The 18,591-nt window shown below is 46.4% G+C and carries 17 protein-coding genes; 5 read left to right on the top strand and 12 right to left on the bottom strand.

All coding sequences use genetic code 11. The features are described from left to right. Positions 1-113 precede the first annotated feature (113 nt). Positions 114-1,598, bottom strand: coding sequence for a leucyl aminopeptidase (locus N4A56_RS01040; RefSeq protein ID WP_293671794.1), 1,485 nt, complete (start codon positions 1,596-1,598; stop codon positions 114-116). A gap of 163 nt (positions 1,599-1,761) precedes the next feature. Continuing rightward, complete coding sequence (locus N4A56_RS01035; RefSeq protein ID WP_295544413.1) at positions 1,762-3,072, bottom strand: malic enzyme-like NAD(P)-binding protein; 1,311 nt, start codon at positions 3,070-3,072, stop codon at positions 1,762-1,764. A 570-nt stretch (positions 3,073-3,642) separates the two neighbouring features. Between N4A56_RS01035 and N4A56_RS01030 the strand changes: the two genes are divergently transcribed. The 5 genes from N4A56_RS01030 (at position 3,643) to N4A56_RS01010 (ending at position 7,175) form a co-directional block, all read left to right on the top strand. Continuing rightward, entirely contained in the window at positions 3,643-4,245 is a 603-nt protein-coding gene (locus N4A56_RS01030) for a hypothetical protein (RefSeq protein ID WP_295544410.1), read from the top strand. Between the two features lie 4 nt (positions 4,246-4,249). Beyond that, on the top strand, positions 4,250-4,603 hold the full coding sequence (locus N4A56_RS01025) for a hypothetical protein (RefSeq protein ID WP_293671796.1): 354 nt from the start codon (positions 4,250-4,252) through the stop codon (positions 4,601-4,603). Positions 4,604-5,207: 604 nt separating this feature from the next. After that, positions 5,208-5,801 carry a hypothetical protein gene (locus tag N4A56_RS01020; protein ID WP_293671798.1) on the top strand — a complete coding sequence of 198 codons (594 nt, stop codon included), beginning with the start codon at positions 5,208-5,210 and terminating at the stop codon, positions 5,799-5,801. A gap of 71 nt (positions 5,802-5,872) precedes the next feature. Then, the gene (locus tag N4A56_RS01015; protein WP_295544407.1) at positions 5,873-6,538 is read left to right on the top strand and encodes a hypothetical protein; all 666 of its coding nucleotides are present in this window, start codon (positions 5,873-5,875) and stop codon (positions 6,536-6,538) included. 55 nt (positions 6,539-6,593) lie between these two features. Further along, on the top strand, positions 6,594-7,175 hold the full coding sequence (locus tag N4A56_RS01010) for a hypothetical protein (RefSeq protein ID WP_295544405.1): 582 nt from the start codon (positions 6,594-6,596) through the stop codon (positions 7,173-7,175). A gap of 108 nt (positions 7,176-7,283) precedes the next feature. Here N4A56_RS01010 and N4A56_RS01005 read toward each other — a convergent pair whose 3' ends face one another. The 10 genes from N4A56_RS01005 to N4A56_RS00960 form a co-directional block, all read right to left on the bottom strand. Continuing rightward, positions 7,284-7,514, bottom strand: a complete 231-nt coding sequence (locus N4A56_RS01005) for a hypothetical protein (RefSeq protein ID WP_295544403.1) — start codon at positions 7,512-7,514, stop codon at positions 7,284-7,286. 354 nt (positions 7,515-7,868) lie between these two features. Beyond that, the gene (gene pnp / locus N4A56_RS01000; protein ID WP_293671805.1) at positions 7,869-10,106 is read right to left on the bottom strand and encodes a polyribonucleotide nucleotidyltransferase; all 2,238 of its coding nucleotides are present in this window, start codon (positions 10,104-10,106) and stop codon (positions 7,869-7,871) included. Between the two features lie 261 nt (positions 10,107-10,367). Next, complete coding sequence (rpsO, locus tag N4A56_RS00995; protein WP_293671806.1) at positions 10,368-10,637, bottom strand: 30S ribosomal protein S15; 270 nt, start codon at positions 10,635-10,637, stop codon at positions 10,368-10,370. Positions 10,638-10,667: 30 nt separating this feature from the next. Continuing rightward, positions 10,668-11,591 (bottom strand): tRNA pseudouridine(55) synthase TruB, encoded by a 924-nt coding sequence (gene truB / locus N4A56_RS00990; protein ID WP_295544401.1) that lies wholly within the window; start codon positions 11,589-11,591, stop codon positions 10,668-10,670. Positions 11,592-11,597: 6 nt separating this feature from the next. Continuing rightward, the gene (locus N4A56_RS00985; protein ID WP_293671809.1) at positions 11,598-12,584 is read right to left on the bottom strand and encodes a bifunctional oligoribonuclease/PAP phosphatase NrnA; all 987 of its coding nucleotides are present in this window, start codon (positions 12,582-12,584) and stop codon (positions 11,598-11,600) included. 61 nt (positions 12,585-12,645) lie between these two features. Further along, entirely contained in the window at positions 12,646-12,936 is a 291-nt protein-coding gene (locus N4A56_RS00980) for a DUF503 domain-containing protein (RefSeq protein ID WP_293671811.1), read from the bottom strand. 215 nt (positions 12,937-13,151) lie between these two features. Continuing rightward, positions 13,152-16,160: a translation initiation factor IF-2 gene (gene infB, locus N4A56_RS00975; RefSeq protein ID WP_295544398.1), complete on the bottom strand. Its 3,009-nt coding sequence runs from the start codon at positions 16,158-16,160 to the stop codon at positions 13,152-13,154. A 16-nt stretch (positions 16,161-16,176) separates the two neighbouring features. Then, positions 16,177-16,404, bottom strand: coding sequence for a YlxR family protein (locus N4A56_RS00970; RefSeq protein ID WP_295544396.1), 228 nt, complete (start codon positions 16,402-16,404; stop codon positions 16,177-16,179). A 6-nt stretch (positions 16,405-16,410) separates the two neighbouring features. Further along, positions 16,411-17,799 carry a transcription termination factor NusA gene (nusA, locus tag N4A56_RS00965; RefSeq protein WP_295544394.1) on the bottom strand — a complete coding sequence of 463 codons (1,389 nt, stop codon included), beginning with the start codon at positions 17,797-17,799 and terminating at the stop codon, positions 16,411-16,413. 36 nt (positions 17,800-17,835) lie between these two features. Continuing rightward, positions 17,836-18,339: a ribosome maturation factor gene (locus N4A56_RS00960; protein WP_293671816.1), complete on the bottom strand. Its 504-nt coding sequence runs from the start codon at positions 18,337-18,339 to the stop codon at positions 17,836-17,838. Positions 18,340-18,591 lie beyond the last annotated feature (252 nt).

The following is an 18,591-nucleotide window of genomic DNA, read 5'->3' as shown; positions in this document are numbered from 1 at the left end:
TTCAGGGCGGCAGTATAGTTGCATGAAAAAACGTAGTAAAAATAAAAACGGGCTGCATTTCATACGAAAAGCAGCCCGTTGTGTTCAGCTATAAGGAATAAGCCTGAAATGACCTATACGCCGCTGCGTACAAGCTCAAGCAGCGTACGTACACCAAAGCCGGTAGCGCCGCCTTTGGAGTTGTATGCAGGGCCTGCGATATCAAGGTGTGCCCAGCGGACATCTTCTTCAATGAATTGTTTGAGGAAGAGTGCAGCGTGGATTGTACCGCCTTCGCGGGTTCCTACGTTTTTCATATCGGCAACATCAGACTTCATGGCTTCAAAGTAGAAATCCCATAATGGCATAGGCCAGTATCTGTCACCGACACGGCTTCCTGTCTCTGCAATATTTTTAGTCAAATCATCGTCTGTAGCGAATACTGCTGCTGCATGCGCGCCAAGTGCAACAACACATGCACCTGTAAGAGTTGCAAGGTCGATGATTGCTGAAGGCTTGTATTCTTTTTGTGCGTAAGTCAGGGCATCAACAAGAATGAGACGACCTTCTGCGTCAGTATTGATAACTTCAATGGTTTTGCCATTGAGAGACGTTACAACATCACCGGGGTGTGTTGCTGTTGAACTCGGCATGTTGTCTGTGCATGGTGTGATACCGATAACGCGGCGTTCGATGTCGGAGTTGCCCAATGCTTCAAACAGACCGAACACTGCACCTGCGCCGCCCATATCGCATTTCATTTCATGCATATTGAGGGATGGCTTTAAGGAGATTCCGCCAGTGTCAAAGGTAACGCCTTTGCCGACAAACACGATAGGATCGTCGTTTTCAGTACCTTTCGGTGCATGCTCCATTACAATAAATTTAGGGTCAGCATCAGAGCCTGCGGCAACGGACATAAATGCCCCCATGCCTGCTTCGATGATTTCTTCGCGTCCAAGGATAGTGCGTTTGAAATTGTACTTTTTGCCAAGCTCTTCTGCTTTTTCTGCAAGTGCAGAAGGTGTGATGATGTTTGCTGGCGCATTCACAAGGTCGCGAGTGTAGTTAACACCCAGTGCTGCTGCTTCACCACGGCGTGCTGCTGCATGGATGTCGTCAGGGAAAAAGTCTTCTGTGGAGAGCAGAGCCATCCAGCGCGGTGTGTGTGCCGGTTCTTTCTGGGTGGTCTTTAATGCATCATAGGTGTGGAGTGCAATAAGAGCAGAAGCAACTGCTTCCTCTACGAGCACGGTGTTTTCTTCTTCGATGGTATCCAGAGCTTCAACTGGGATAGCGCAGGTATCTGCTTTAAGCTCTCTGCATTTGAGAGCTGCTGTTTTTACAGCGTCGCGCAGAACTTCAAGTGTAAAGCTTTTACGATCACCAAGACCAACAATAACAGCACGCGGCATTGGAACAGAAGGATGACCGTATGCAACGGTAACCTGATTCTTTTCGCCTTTTGCGTCCTGAATAGCAGGGGTGATGGTAATCCACGGAATAGAATCTCTGAGGTTAGGAATGCTTTCGGTTACTTCTTCACCTTTGAAATTGAAAAGGAGAACAGTGTTTGCTTGCCACTCTTCGGCTGGTGCCTGTTGGAATCGAAGATTCATGGTTATCTCCACAGCAAATTGTCCGGAATGACCGGTTTGTTGATTAATTCAAAGCAGAATAGCGGCGCGAAATGACTACAAGACGCGCCGCTTTAGTTGTTCATCCGGCAGTATAAGTCTGGAATGGTTCAGAGTCCAGATGCTATACTAAATCTTACGTTGACTAATAGCTTTTTACAAACGCATCGACGCGCTTGTGGGAAGCGTCCAGTCGTGCTGTAAGCTCTTTTTTGTATGCATCAAAATCTTCAATGCTATGGCGTGCAACGCCGGTGTCCATAGCAGCTTTTGCTACTTCCGGTACAACCCATTCAAGAATGCGTGGGTCGAGCGGTTTTGGGATAACGTAATCAGTGCCGTATGTCAGAGACTCTACGCCGTATGCATCGCAGATGGATTGCGGCACTGGTTCTTTTGCAAGCTTGGCAAGAGCGGTAGCAGCAGCAATTTTCATTGCTTCGTTGATTTCTGTTGCACAAGTATCCAGTGCGCCGCGGAAGATGTATGGGAAGCCGGATACGTTGTTGATCTGGTTCGGGAAGTCTGAACGACCTGTGCCCATAATGCATTCCGGTGATGCTTCTTTCGCATCCGGGTACGGGATTTCTGGGTCAGGGTTTGCCATTGCAAAGATGATAGGCTGGTCAGCCATAGAGGCAACCATATCTTTGGAGAGCAAGTTTTTGACGGAAAGACCAAGGAAGCAGTCTGCGCCTTTAAGCACTTCTTCAAGTGTTCCGTAGTTTTTATCCTGTGCAAATTCGGCTTTGTATTCGTTAAGCCCGTCGCGTCCGGTGTAGATAAGTCCGCGGGAGTCGAACATAAAGATGTTCTCGCGTTTCACACCAAGCTCTACATAAAATTTTGAACACGCGATGCCAGCAGCACCAGCGCCGACAACGACAACCTTCAGCTTTTCGATGTTGCGGTTGGTAATTTCGCAAGCGTTGATGATGGCTGCGCCGGAAATTACAGCAGTACCGTGCTGATCGTCATGGAAAACCGGAATATCCATCTCACGCTTCAGTGTTTCTTCAATGTAGAAACACTCTGGTGCTTTAATGTCTTCAAGGTTGATGCCGCCAAAGGTTGGTTCCATAGCTTTGACAGTTGCAATGAATTGCTCGGAATCTTTGGTGTCCAGATTGATGTCGAATACGTCGATATCCGCAAATGTTTTGAACAGAACACCCTTACCTTCCATAACAGGCTTTGCTGCTAAAGGACCGATGTTACCAAGACCGAGCACTGCTGTGCCGTCTGTAATTACGCCGACAAGGTTCGAGCGGTTAGTGTACAGAGCAGCGGTTTCCGGTGTAGCGTGGATTTCTTTGCATGCTTCTGCAACGCCCGGTGAGTACGCCAGAGAAAGATCTTTCTGTGAACCGCAAGGTTTGACTGGAACAACTTCAACTTTACCGCAGCGAGGAGACTTGTGGTACTCCAGTGCTTCTTCTTTGGTGAATAACGCCATTTTTTTGAACCTTTGTTTACGTTGGGCGGATTATGCATACCGTAAGCTATGTTCTGAGGCGGAACTGAACAGCAGGGTGTTGTGCTCCCTGTCCGTACTATCAGTACCGGAGCTGCTACACTGCTTAGAGAATGCGATGAAAATTGCTTGCGAGATGGCTTTAAGCATCTTGTCTGGTGAAATCAAGCAATTCCTTGTGATAAAAGTATGAACGACTCTACATAGATAGTCGGTATAGTATGTGGATTGATTTGGCAATTTGTACAGTTTTTTGTCTATACCAGCCAGCGGCATGAAGTCAGTAACTTGACGTGATGGGAACAAACTGCACGCTGCCTAAGTGAAAAAGTTTGTTTTGCAATGAAGGTCGAATAAAAAAATAAAAAAATCTATTTCCTATAACATCGTTATTAAAATCAGAGTGTTGTTTGCTGGTTTATACAAGTTGATGCTGGCAGAAATATGGGCAAAAAGCTTTTTTGAGTAATGCTGGAATATTACGTGGCATGGAACTTGTAGTATTAGCGGCAAAGGAAAATTTCGCCTTATCAGGCATCAGGAGGCTCAATAATGATTGTTATTGACGGTAATGCAGCAGAATACAATGTAAACACTTTCGCAAATCTTGAGGAATTGCTCGTTAAGGTTATGGAAGATAAACTTGAGGATAGAATTGTTACTGATGTTCTCGTAGATGAGACACAGTTTCAGGAAGAATATCCTAATCAGGCTGTTGAGGTAGACACCAGCTCAATTAAGCGTGTTGAAATCAAAAGCGTTCCTGCGAACGAGTTTGCAATCGGCATCGTTACTGAACTGGATAAAGTAGTAGCTCTTATGGAAAACAGCTCTCACCACATTGCTGGCATGTTCCGCAATGGGCAGGAAGCTGACGCATTAACTTTGTTCACTGAATTGCTGAATGTATTGCACGACTTTATGGGTATGCTTGCAGTACTCCGCAGTGAATACATTGAAGGTGACGAAGAGCTGTTTGAAAAAACAGTAGAAGAAGTTTCTGCCCAGTTTGAAACTATGGGTGAAGCTACTTCAAATGAAGATTGGCAGACTCTTGCCGGAATTCTTGACGGCGAATTTGCGACAGCTGTTTCTCACTGGAAAGGTCTTGTGACTGCTATGCGTGAGAAGCTGGAGAATGTTTGCGAGGAATAAAAGTATGGCAAACAGCCTTACATTGCTTGATGAAGCCCTCCGGATTGGAGAGCAAGAACTGGAAGCCTTGAAAAATGGTGACATGGATGTTGCTGATGAGGCCGCTGTGGAGCGCGAACGACTTATATCTGAGGCGTGGGCAATCCGAACAGGCGATATAGAAAATGAGTTGCGTCAAAAGCTACTGAAAATGCAGCATGTTCAACTGCTGCTGACAGATGAGCTTAAAAAATTGCACGCCTCATTAAAGTCTCAACTTTTAGCAAGCAAAAAGAAGTCATCAGTTTATCGTGGATACCAGAAATCAGTTGTTTTTCCGGGTGCTTCGATTTCCAACTGCTTGGACAGGCAAGGGTAGCGGCTGTATGTTATTGCATCTGCTTTGCTGCAAATTGCTGATGACCTAGACATATATTTCAAACATATTGTTTGAGTAGTGCGGTTAAAACGCGGTATATTCATTACGCTGGTGTAATGAATATACCGCGTTTTTTTGTGGTGTACTAAATCAAATTCAGTTTAATAACTGCGTATAGCATTTGAAAAATACAATAGCTATATGATGTTTTGGTACGTAATGAATGTAACTTATGCAGTACATCGTTATTTGTATTTATTTTGAACTGTAAATTGAGGCTTAGTATGGAAATAAAACCAAAAGGAGTGGGAGGGCTGTCGTTGATTATGGTATATAACGTCATAATATAATGTAACAACAGTAAATATAATAACAATAATACATATTGGTAGGAAGAAACTTATCTCTGTTGACGACGTCAAAAATAAACAAGCCGAAAGTGCAATAAATTGTTATAAAGAATGATGTTATTTCAAAATATTATGGCAATAGATTCGCTATTCGCTATTGTTGAAAAACTGAATAGAGCAGAGTCCCTTGGTAAAGAATTATATGGATTATTCTTGTTCAACAGTATTTTCACATAACTCTAGTGAGGAATGCTATGAAGCTAACACGTTGCTTGTTTATTGTTCTTGCACTTATGGTGCTTGCAGGCTGCGCTCAAACAAAGGCTGGCGAGCCTATGCGAGTGTATGGATGTGCAAAAACTGTAGTGCCTGTCGGGTATTCAATGATTGATTCAACATCTGTATCTGTCCTGCCGGACACCATCAATATTCCGGTTGAAGGGTTGTACCCATACCAAAGATGGAATTCCGAAATTTACGGCAAGGATTGCAGCTACGTAATTGTACAAAAAATGGTGTTCAAAACTCCATACTATAGAGTGAGTGCTCTTGTTGGTTCCACAGCAGAAATGTGGGGCACCGGTTGGAGAAAAGGCGACTACAGCCTTTCTTCTGCAACAACAGATCAGGAATACGCACAGTACTTCGCATCTATTCGTGAAAACGGCGGACAGCTTGCTCCTATGTACACTGTAGCTATGTATGACCAAAGAGTGACTCCTAATGTTATAGCTCGCGTAATCAAGCTTACGCCTACTTCAACAGGTGGATTCGCTGCGATGCCTTCGTTTAATGATTTATACCAGTACAACGAGTACGGTAATGGATTTGGAGGCGATCCTAGCTAATGTAATAATATAAGTAAAAAATGCCCCCGGAGTATACTTCGGGGGCATTCTTTTTTTTAAGGGGGAACATTGTGCAGAGCCAAAAAAAATTGATCGGGCTGATTGTAGCACTGCTTTGCTGCATAGCGATGACAGGTTGCTCCGGTAATGTAATGTCTACGGTGCTGCCTTCTGCATTCGGTGAGGACGCGGTATTTGGTGAAGAAGCAATTGATTTGAAAAAAGTGGTCTATGGGCATATCGCAATAGATTTACCGTCAGGCTACTCTTCTTTAGGTACAGTAGATGTTACATGGACTCCTGCGGTGACTATTCCAGATTTATCACTTCCGCAGTACCTCTCCACTACCTTTTACGAAAGTGACGGAACATATTTTTTAACTCAGTGGACACGTCTTGATACAGATAAATTTTACTTCAAGCCTCTTAGTAATGAAACCGTAGAGCGTTGGGGACATAAATGGCAGGTGACAACGTTTACTGTGCCTACGGGTACAGTGAACAGTGAATATGCCCAGTATATCGCTTTTATGAAGAAAAATGATGAAACATTGCCGGAAGCATTCGCAGTCAAAGTGTACGCTAAGCGTTTTTCGGGACGAGTCATTGTGCGTGTTCTTGAGTTTGTCCCGTCGACTGGCGGGAGTGTGCTTATTCCGCAATTTCAGGAATTGTATCCGATAACTGCATACAGTACGATTGGGGCACAGGCAGGAAATACTGCCATTGTACCGTAACGCATCGTGTATGTTGTAACACCAAGTAGTTTTGTGACAGCGAGAAGAGGTGAAAATGAATACGACTGGAAAATTAGTATTGCTGGTAGTAGCAGTATGCATGCTTGCAGGCTGTGGACCACGGCTTAATCCAGAAACACGCATGTATAAAGTGTATGGTGTTTCGGAATTCAAGCTTCCAGAAGGATATGAACGTGTTGGTGGCATGAGTGTGAATGTTGAGCCGCGAACATGGGAAAGTGGCGCATTTCCATACCAAACATTCAGCACAACAGTGTTTGCAAAAGGCGATGCCTATATTTTGTCGCAGACTATGCAGGTATCTGGAAACCGCTACTTTGTTCGCCCGCTTATAGGCTCAACCTCAGCTAAATGGGGAACGGGTTGGCGAAAAAATGTGTATCAGCTTGATCCTTCAAATACGAGCTTAGAATATCAGCGTTATTTTGAATATATCAAAGGTACCGGAAATCCGTTGGCTTCCGGATATAAAGTGGATGTATATGACCGTCTAATAGGTCGCAGAGTTATTACGCGTGTGATGTTTTTACGTCCAGACACTGTGAGTGGTAAGCCACCAATGCCATTAGCAAAAGATCTGTACATTCTCGATAGAGATGACTTTAGAGCGCGTTAGCAGCGGGCTTGTATACAGCAATTAGATAACAAAAAACAGCATCCTGTTGTGAGCAGGGTGCTGTTTTTTGTGCATAAAGAAAGCCGCTTGGTAGCGGCTTCTGAAAATTTAGAGAAAAAGTCCTTTCAGTTGTGAGAAGAAACCACCCACTCGAGGTGGTTTAATGTGTGCCGGAGCAGCGTTCGAAAGGCTGGTCAAAACTGCCGCGTTTAACTCGCCAAAGGCTTCGTTCAGTTCGTCGAGTTGAAATTTCAGTTTTTTGGCACTTCGTTCCTGATCCTTGGAGAGGCGCTGCATTGTCTCGGTATGCTGCGCCTGAAGGTGATCCACTGTATACATAGTTTTCTCTCTTACCGTTGCCCCCCCGGTAACGGCGTTTTGAATCTGATCGCTGGGGTTAGCTCTCCGCTTTGAGCTATATGGGGGCACAGTAGCTATTAGATATGGTGAATGTCAATCGGATTTGCGTTATCAGCGCGTTTTTATCGTTTCATGTAGGGATGTTACGATGCATGACGAATGCTCTAAAGTACAAGGAACAATGGGGTGAGGAGGGCGTTTCTCCTGCAAATTATCTAATAAATACAACTGAATTTTACAGTGCTGCTGAGAAACTCAAATGAAGCTGTAACTATACTAAAGTTATAAAAAAAGAGCGAAAGCAATGCTTTCGCTCTTTGAACAGTATCGGTATTAGCGGCGTCCGCCACGACGATCATCGCGACGTCCATCACGGCGGTCATCACGACCACCACCACGACGGTCATTGCGACCACCTGGGCGACGCTGAGGGCGTGCAGTTGATTCTGGAGTCCAAGGAGTACCCTGAGCTTCGAGAAGTACTGCTTTACGGGAAGCACGAACACGACCATCGTTGATTTCGATAACCTTAACTTTCATGTCTTCGCCAAGGGAAACGAGGTCTTCTACTTTTTCAACACGAGCTATATCGAGCTGAGAAATGTGTACAAGAGCTTCAACGTTAGGAAGAATCTCTACAATCGCACCGATTTCGAGAATCTTTTTAACTTTACCCATGTAGTCTTTGCCAAGCTCAGCACGCTGGTCGTAGTACTGAACCATTTCACGAGCCTGCTCAAGAGACTCAAGAGTTGGTGCAAAGATGGTTACTTTACCGCTGTCTTCAATGTCGATGGAAGCATCGGTTGCTGCGGTAATAGCTTTGATGTTTTTGCCACCAGGACCGATGATAACACGGATGATATCCGGATTAACTTCGAGGGTAGCAATCTGCGGAGCGTATTTGGAAAGCTCTTCACGGGAAGCAGGAAGCTCTTTTGCCATTTCATCAAGAATGTGCAGACGAGCGTCACGAGCCTGATCGAGAGCGCGAACCATTACGTCAGAAGGAATACCGGAGATTTTGATGTCCATCTGAACTGCGGTGATGCCTTCAGCAGTACCGGCAATTTTGAAGTCCATATCGCCGAGAGCATCTTCATCACCGAGAATATCGGTAAGAACGATGTAGTCGTCGCCTTCTTTAATGAGACCCATTGCGATGCCTGCAACAGGTGCTTTAACAGGAACGCCTGCGTCCATAAGGGACATACAACCGCCAGTTACAGCTGCCATGGAAGAAGAACCGTTGGATTCCATAGTTTCAGAAACTACGCGAACAGTGAACGGGAAGTCATCACCTGATGGCAAAATAGGGCGCAGAGCTTTTTCTGCAAGTGCACCGTGACCGATTTCGCGGCGGGATACACGAACCATTTTAACTTCACCAACGCAGTATGGTGCAAAGTTGTAGTGGAGCATAAAGCGTTTGGTAACGTCACCCATAAGGGAGTCCATACGCTGCTCATCTGTGGTTGAACCAAGGGTTGTTACAACCATGGACTTGGTTTCGCCACGGGCAAAAATAGAGGAACCGTGAGCACGTGGAAGCACGCCGGTTTCAACAATGATAGGACGTACTGTTTTTACGTCACGACCATCGATACGCAGACCTTCTTTATGAATGCGTGTGCGTACGATAGTTTTTTCGAGCGCGCCGAGAATTTCGCCAACTTCTGCAAGCGGGGATGGATCTTCAACATACTGCTCTTCAGCAGAAAGAATTTCCATAACCTTAACTTTTACAGCCTTGCGAGCATTCTTACGTTCCATTTTGTCTGCAACCTGAAGTGCTACTTTGAGGTCTTCAGTTGCAATTTCTTCAACGCGAGCTTTCAACTCTTCGTTAGGAACTGGAGGTACAAATTCAATTTTCTCTTTGCCGCAAAGCTTGCGGAGTTCGTCCTGAACGTCGAAGAGAGGTTCGATTTCTTTGTGACCCCATGTGAGTGCATCTGCAATAACAGCTTCAGGAACGAAATCAGCTTCACCTTCTACCATTACAACAGCGTCGCGGGATGCTGCGAATACGAGGTTGAGATCTGCGCCTTCCTGTTCTTTAACAGTCGGGTTCAAAACGAACTCGCCGTTAACGCGACAAACGCGAGCACCTGCAATAGGGCCGTCGAATGGAACAGAAGAAATAGTGAGGGCAGCAGAAGCACCAGTAAGTGCAAGAACGTCAGATTCGTTGAGCTGGTCAGAAGAAATAACGTTTGCAAGAATCTGTACTTCGTCGCGGAACCCTTTAGGGAACATAGGACGGATAGGACGGTCGATTACGCGAGCGCAAAGAGTCTCACGTTCGGAAGGGCGACCCATTTCACGACGGAAGAAAGAACCCGGAATACGACCTGCTGCGTACATTTTTTCAGTGTACTCAACAGTCAACGGGAAGAAGCCAAGGTCGCGGTCAGTAGGCTGTGTACACGCAGTTACGAGAACTACTGTGCCGCCGCACTGAATCCAGATAGAACCGTCTGCCTGATTAGCAAGGCGACCGGTTTCGAATGTAATTTCTTTGCCGCCAACTGTGGCGGTAAGGCGATGTGCGCCAAATTTATTTTCCATTATAAAATCCTCATCGTTTGGCGAAGGGGATTCCGGGGAGAGTGCTTTTAACAGTCTTAACGTATTGGTATACGTGCTGATAAGCGTGGGAAAAACCTTCTTCCCGGACCCCCCTTTCGCGATACTACGTAGGTATCTCGTTGGTTTTTGAGCAAGCAATATTGCTCAGATAGACAAAGCTTCTGCTTTGTTCTGTACACCTAACGGATACAATAAATATATGAGAACAGGGGAATCCATAGGATTCCCCTGTAAAAGTGCCTACTTACGGAGGCCAAGCTTTTTGATGAGGTCACGGTAGCGCTGAATGTCCTTGTTAGCAAGGTACTTCAGAAGCTTACGACGCTGACCTACGAGTTTCAACAGACCAGTACGGGAATGGTAGTCATGTTTGTGTTCTTTGAAGTGCTCGGTAAGGTATTTGATACGGGCAGTCAAAAGAGCTACCTGTACTTCTGGAGAACCGGTGTCTCCTTCTTTCTGAGCAAATTCATTAATAACTGCCTGTTTAGTTTCAGGTGTCATTACCACAGCGATATCCTCCAAGGATAAATAGGTTAATTAGGATTGCCAGAGACCGCGCAGGATGGACCATACGGGCTGACGTTGTACGATGTTGGTTTCTGCAAGAGCCAGAGGTGTCCTTTCTGAATCCAGAAGCATTGCATTTACACCGACAGAAAACGGCATCTGCGCAATTTTTTCAGGATCATACGGAATCGGATTGCCGTTTTTGACTAGCGCAGTTTCTTCTTTAGAAAGAAGAATCTTAGGCCAGCTCGGCAGCGCTTGTTCTAAAGAAATCATCTTTGATTCAAGCAATTCTGGATTTTCAACCAACTCATCGGGTTCGCAAGCGTTGTCCAACGAGAACGGGTGGCTGTATTCCCGGATGAGTTCAGTGAGTACTGCCCCGCACTTTAATCGAATCCCCAAGCTGTGGGCCAGGGACCGAATATACGTACCAGAACTGCACCGTACCCGGAAACGGAGAAACGGCAACTCAACCGATAGAGTTGCTGCTTCGGAAATTTTTACGGTTTTTATCTTAACCGGAGTCTCTTTACCTTCTCGCGCCAGCTTATACAAGGATTTCCCTTTATGTTTTGCCGCTGAGAATGCAGGAACTTCCTGCTCAGTAATATCAAGCCAATGCGCAACTTCGGCACGCACATCATCTTCTGTAATGTGCTCCCAGTCTGCTGTGGCTGTTACCTGACCTTCTGCGTCCCATGTATCGGTTGTTTCACCAAGTTTAATGGTGCCGGAATACACTTTTTCGCCGCCGGTCATAAGGTAGTTGGACAGTTTAGTGCCCTGTCCGAGTAACACGATGAGCAATCCCTGAGCCATAGGGTCAAGGGTGCCTGCGTGACCTATTTTTTTCTGCCCCAGACGTTTAATCTTGCCGATGCATCCGCCGGAAGAAGGGCCTTTGGGCTTATTAAGAAGCAGAATACCGTGCTGCTGTGGTACTTGTGCCATGTAAAGTTATGCCTCGTTTAATACCAGATTCTGAGCGATGGTGGCAAGCAGGGTTTCAACCGCTGCATCGAGCGGAAGGTCAAGGCTGACTCCGGCTGCATTTTTATGCCCGCCGCCGCCAAGAGTTGCTGCCATCTTTTGTACATCAACAGCACCATGAGATCGCAGACTCGCTTTAGAGCCGGTGTCTGTCTCGCGCACGGTCATAGCCACATCAACGTTTTCGATCTTTCGAAGGTAGTTGATGATGGATTCAATATCTGAATATTCAGTTTCTGTGCGTTCAAAAAGTGCGTCAGGAAGAGTCAGATAAGCTACTTTTCCGTTAAGCGCAATTTCAATGTTCGTAAAGAGTTCCGCCCAGAGTCTAATTTTATTCAAACTCCATTCGCTGTCTAATTTTTCGTTAAAATCACCAGCTTTTAAACCGGCATCGACAACTTTGGAAGCAACTGCATGTGCACGGGCGGTTGTGTTGTTATATGAAAATCGTCCGGTGTCGGAACTGATAGCAAGGTACAGACTTTCGCCAAGAAAACCATCAAAGCCGATGGTAAGCTCTTCAGCAATATCTGCAACCAATTCGCCAGTAGAACTAGCAGTAGTGTCAACAAGGTTGATCGAGCCGAACATTGGATTATGCAGATGATGATCGAGGTTGATAACAGGCGCATCTGTATGGGCAAGATAATCCGTAACGATATTTCCTGCTCGCTCAGCTTCACCGCAATCCATAACAATAATAGTGTCCGGAGTGCAGGTTGCAAGTTCTTCAGCAGTGGTAAAAACAGAGCACGGAAACTCAACCCATTCAAGATAGTTAGGAATGCCGGATTCCAAAAAGATAACCGGTGTTTTCTCCAGCTTGGTGAGTAACCATGCCATGGCAGCAACTGACCCGACAGCATCACCGTCTGGGCTTATATGCGCTGTAAGGAGAAAAGTTTCACCAGCACGAATTGTCTGTGCAATTTCAGAGAGTACGTTTGACATTATGTCTTCTTTCTGGATGTTGGTTTTCTATATAAAGTGTGCACGCAGTGTACTGCTTGCGTTATTCAACGCCGAAAAATTCCATATCACTGTATGTCATTTCTTCATGACACACCGCTTCCATCATGTTCAGGCACTTAGTGAGTCTGCTTTGCAGGTGTTTTTCGCTATTGCTCACACTTACAAGGCTGAGTGCCAGCGTTGACATAGAGTTTTCTGAGCCAACTTCAGCAATGGAAACATTGAATTTGTTACGAACCTTTGACTTCAGGCTGTTTGCAATACGGCGCTTATCCTTCAAGGATTCATTGCCATGCAGTGCGTATTCAACCCGCAGAACTCCGATAATCATAACAGCACCAAAATATAGGATTCAGTGTTTTCTACGCTACTCGGATTACAGTGTAACCAGAGAGGCGCATTGTATCTGCCCAATCTTGTGGCGTTGCTTTTCAAGAAAAACGTATGCTCTTCTACTGTCAGCCTGTGCCAAGGAGGGCGATACCGTTAGTACAAAAAAATAGCGGAACCGGACGAAACATCCGGTTCCGCTTAGTATTGTTTTGCTTACAGAGTAGCAGCTTCTTCTACTTCTTCGAATGCTTCGATAGCGTCACCAATTTTGATGTCGTTGAAGCGGTCGAGTCCGATACCACACTCGTAGCCCTTCAGTACTTCTTTTGCATCGTCTTTGAAGCGCTTGAGGGAAGAAATGGTACCTGTGTAGATAACCACACCGTCGCGAAGCAGACGAACACCTGCGTTACGGGTGATTTTACCATCATCAACGTGACAACCGGCAATAACACCGATTTTAGGTACGCTGAAGGTTTCACGTACAGTTGCCTGACCGAGGTACTGTTCCTTAACGATAGGAGCAAGGATACCAGCCATAGCTGCACGAACTTCTTCAACGAGCTTGTAGATGATGTCGTAGAAGCGAATATCTACGCCTTCCTGCTCTGCAACTTCCTTAACTTTTACTGTCGGACGAACGTTAAAGCCGATGATAACAGCGTTGGAAGCGGAAGCGAGAAGGATGTCAGATTCAGTAATGGAACCTGCACCGGAGTGGATAACGTCTACTTTTACTTTCTCGGTTGCCTGTTTTTTCAGTGCATCAACGATAGCTTCAACAGAACCCTGTACGTCAGCTTTAAGCACAACGTTAAGAACCTGAGCTTCTTCTGCATCTGCACGGCTTGCGAGGAAGGTTTCGAGAGTAACTTTAGACTCACGAGCAAGAGCACGTTCACGTTCTTTAATAGAGCGCTGATCCGCGATGCGGCGTGCTACTTTTTCGTCGCTAAGAGCTACAAACTCTTCACCAGCTTCCGGTACACCGTCAAAGCCCTGTACTTCAACAGGAGTAGAAGGACCGGCAGCCTGAACTTTTTTGCCCTGATCGTTGAACATTGCGCGTACACGACCTGAGAAAGTGCCACATACAAAGATGTCGCCCTGTTTCAGAGTACCTTCCTGAACGAGTACGGTAGCAACCGGACCGCGACCTTTGTCGAGCTTAGCTTCAACAATGTGACCGCGAGCAGGTTTGTTCGGGTTGGCTTTAAGTTCGAGAACTTCAGCCTGAAGAGCAAGAATTTCGAGAAGATCATCAAGACCCATACCGGTTTTAGCGGACACGTTCGCGAAGATTGTGTCGCCGCCCCAGTCTTCTGTCACGAGTCCGATTTCGGAAAGCTCGCGCATTACACGTTCTGGGTTTGCGCCTTCTTTATCCATTTTGTTAACTGCAACGATGATAGGTACTTCAGCAGCTTTGGCGTGAGCTACAGCCTCACGAGTCTGCTCCATTACACCGTCATCAGCAGCAACAACAAGAATAACAATGTCAGTTACCTTAGCACCACGAGCACGCATTGCGGTAAACGCTTCGTGACCCGGAGTATCAAGGAAGCAAAGGTCACCGTTAGGTGTTACAACGTGGTACGCACCAATGTGCTGTGTAATACCACCTGCTTCACGGTCGGTGATGCTGGATTTGCGGATAGCGTCGAGCAAAGAAGTTTTACCGTGGTCAACGTGACCCATGATGGTAACAACAGGAGGTCTGATATGGAGATCTTCTGCTTTATCTTCTTCACGCGGAGTGAGGTAATCTTCTTCAGAGAAACCTACTTTTTCGATTTCGTATTTGAATTCGCCAGCAACAACAACAGCAGTATCAAAGTCGAGAGACTGGTTAATGGTAGCCATTACACCAAGCTGCATGAGCACTTTAATGATCTCTGAACCTTTAATACCCATCTGGTGAGCAAGGTCAGATACACGAATGTGATCGTCTACTTTAATCTTACGCTTTGCAGCCTTGAGAGGCTGGGTAGAAGAAGGAGTCTGCTCCTGCTTCTTGCGCTTACGCTTGCTGCGTTTCCACTCATCAGAAGTGAATGCTGCATCTTTGCTGCGCTTTTTCTTATCAAAACCGTCGCGCTGGTTGAAATCAACAGTACGCTTGTTTTTTGAATATTTTTTATTACGGGTTGCTGGCTTATCTGGTGAAGCTGGAGCATCCGCAAAATTCGGAGCTGGACGACCACCGCCGCCACCCGGACGACCCTGACCACCCGGACGACCACCGCCGCCACCTGGGCGACCCTGACCGCCACCTGGACGACCACCTTGACCACCCGGACGACCACCGTTAGGGCGACCGCCGCCGCCACCCGGACGACCACCATTAGGGCGACCACCGCGGTCATCACGACGTTGTTGAGGACGGGCAGCACGCTGCTCACGTTCTCTGGCTTCTGCTGCTGCTACAGCAGGGTCAGGACGGGAAATAATACGAACCTGCGGCGCAGCCGGAGCTTCTTCACGCTTTTTCGCAGGTTTTTTCTTTTTCTTAGCGCCATCAGCATCAGCTGGAGTTTCAGCTTTATCCTTAGCAGCTGCTTTTGCAGGTGCATCTTTTTTAGGAGCAGCTTCAGCTTTTTCAGCCTTCTCAACTTTTTCAGCTTTTACAACTTTAGCAGTTTGTTTTGCTTCAGCTTTTGGTGCAGCTTCTTTTTTTACTTCAGGAGCTGGCTTCTGCTCTTTTTTAGGAGCATCAGCTTTTGCGGACGGCTGGGGGGTATCAGCAGTCTTTTTCTTAGCTTCCTGTTTTGCAAGCTCTTCAGGTTTCACTACTCGCACCTTTGGTGCCTCTTTTTTAGCAGGTTTGGCGCTTTCAGCAGCAGGCGCAGCTTTTGTTTCCTTTTTAGGGGTAACAATTTTAGCTTTAGGAGCTTCTTTTTTTGCCGGAGCTTCTTTCACTTCTTTCTGTACCTTTTCTGCTTCAGCTGCCTGTTTTTCTTCTGCAGGCTTTGCGTCTGCTGTTTTAGCAGCTTTCTTGCGGCGGCGAACAATAACGCCAGAGGAAGTCTCTTTGCGCATTACTTCTTTTTTAGCCGGACCGTTTTTGATGTGGTCGCGAACCTGCTCTATCATTTCCGTAGGAATAGAGGTTTCACCGCTTTTGGCAGAGACCCCAAGTTCGCGCAGAGCGGAAAGGATATCCTTGGTAGGCACATCCAGCTCTGTTTTTAGTTCTTTAACTTTAATTTTCTTATCACTCATGTAGCAAAAACCCCCTTTACTTCCGCCAGCCTCTGAACTTTGCAAAACGCTTTTCGCACTTTGGGCTGTTGCAGATATAGTAACCTCTACCCGGCATTACCTGCTTCTCATCGAATACAGGAATCAGTTCGCCGGATTCTGTCTGTGTGCAAACATATCGCTTAAGCTCGCTTTTAGGAAAGCTGGTGCGGCATATTACACATCTGCGAACGGGTGTATGGTGTTTCCGGATGGCTTTGTGCATCCGGTATTATTCCGTTACCTTATTTTCGGTTACGTCTTCCTCAGTTTCGCCTGCTTCTTCAACTTCTTCTGCAGGTGCTTCTTCAGCTGCTACAGGAGCTTCGGCAGCGTCATCAGCCTCTACAGATTCATCAGCTTCCTCGGAAAGAGTTCCCTCAATAGCAGAGGAGAGGAAGTTGATAGCAGTGCGAAGGTCGGTAATTTTAGACTCAGTAAGTCCCTCAACCGTGAGCAGCTCTTCGTCTGTAGCGTCTTGGAGCTTTTCAATGGTCTGGAAGCCAGCATCAACAAAAGCCTGAAGCGGCACTTCTGCCACACTCGCAAGCTGGTCGAGACCTTTTCCGATTGCGTGACCTTCGTTATAGCGGGTTTCGGTAAATATATCGATTTTCCAGCCGAGAAGCTTGGATGCAAGCTTAACGTTCTGACCTTTACGCCCGATGGCGTTGGTCAGCTGGTTGTCAGGCACGATTACTTCCAGCATGTTCTCTTCTTCATCCACAACAATGCGGGTGATAACAGCTGGAGATAACGCGTTGCGTGCATATGTAGCAATTTCAGGGCTCCAGACAACGATGTCGATACGCTCGCCGCGCAATTCCTGAACAATGTTCTGGATACGGGAACCACGGATACCGACACATGCACCTACCGGATCAACATCACGGTCACGAGTCATAACAGCAGCTTTTGCGCGGCTGCCCGGATCGCGTGCAATGTTCATGATAACAACGGTGCCGTCGTCAACTTCCGGTACTTCACGCTTAAAGAGCATAGCCATGTAGTCCGGGTGGGAGCGGGAAACAATAACCTGAGGACCGCGACCTTCTTTACGTACATCAATAACCAGTGCCTGAACACGGTCACCGCGTTTGTAATGTTCGCGTGGAATCTGTTCGTCCTTAGGCAGCAGAGCTTCGGTGCGACCGAGGTTGATAATCCAACCTGCTTTATCACGGCGCTGAATGATGCCGCTTAAAATCTCACCTTGTCTATCTTTGAATTCTTCGTAGATAATTTCCTGCTCAGCGTCACGCATGCGCTGGATAATAACCTGCTTGGCAGACTGTGCAGCAATACGACCAAGGTCTTCTACCTTGAGGCGGAAGCCCATTTCGTCGTCGAGCTGTACTGAAGGGTCGTGTTCACGAGCATCTTCAATAGAAATTTGTGTAATGTCGTTTTCGATATCTTCATCGCGAGTAACGACTTTAAACTGGAACACCTCAATTTCACCGGTGTCTTCGTTAAAGCTTACTTCCACGTCGAGGTCTTCGCCATATTTACGAATAACTGACGTGCGAACTGCTTCTTCTAAAGTGTCAACCAGCATGTCACGGTCAAGACCGCGGTCTTTACTGATCTGGTCGATGGCTTTTTTAATATCCATGCTCATTTGATTTCCTCCGACTCGCTCTTGCGCTAAGTCTGCCTACTTCTTTTTCTTGCCTTTGCTGGTATCAGGAAAAATGTGTACCAAGTGTGCTTTTTTCAGATCATTCCAATCAATAGTCAGGTCGCCCTCATCATTTGGAAGAGTGAGGACAATAGTATTGTCTGTTACGGACTTGACTTCGCCTTGGAATTTGCGGCGTCCCGGAAAATCATCATGAGGATCGCGCAGTACAAGCGCTACAGGTTTTCCAACATATCTGGATACCTGCTCTGCGGTGAAAAATGGGCGTTCAAGGCCGGGGGAAGAAACTTCCAGTGTATACGCATCGGACAGCACGTCTTCTACTTCAAGAGTCAAGCCGATGTGTCTGGATAATTTTGCACACTGGTCGATGGTAACACCGTCAGCGCCCTCTACATAAATTCGAACCACCATACGTTGGCCGGAGGCAAGCTCAAATCCCCAAAGGGTAAGCTCTGCGTCTTCGACGAGTGGGGTAATTATATCTTTGATCTGCTGGTACAGTCCGTTTCCGGTCATTTTTGCTTCCTTATTTCCTGTCGCTCAAATAAAAAAAAGGAGGCCCCTGAAAAAAGGCCACCCCGTAAACGACGGTCTTACGACCACAGGATGTTTTCAGCAAACAGTGCGTGGGGCGAACCCCGTATGCCCTGTCTTGGCGCGCAACAATAGCACGACAGCAAGCGCTGAACTGCTATTTACTATGCCCTTATGTATTCAAAGTCAAGGGATGGGGCAGAAAGTTTTTGGTTGGTTGTCAAGCTGTTTTTT

Source organism: Halodesulfovibrio sp., assembly GCF_025210605.1.
Classification (GTDB): Bacteria; Desulfobacterota; Desulfovibrionia; order Desulfovibrionales; family Desulfovibrionaceae; genus Halodesulfovibrio.
This window is presented reverse-complemented; position numbering and strand designations above follow the sequence as displayed.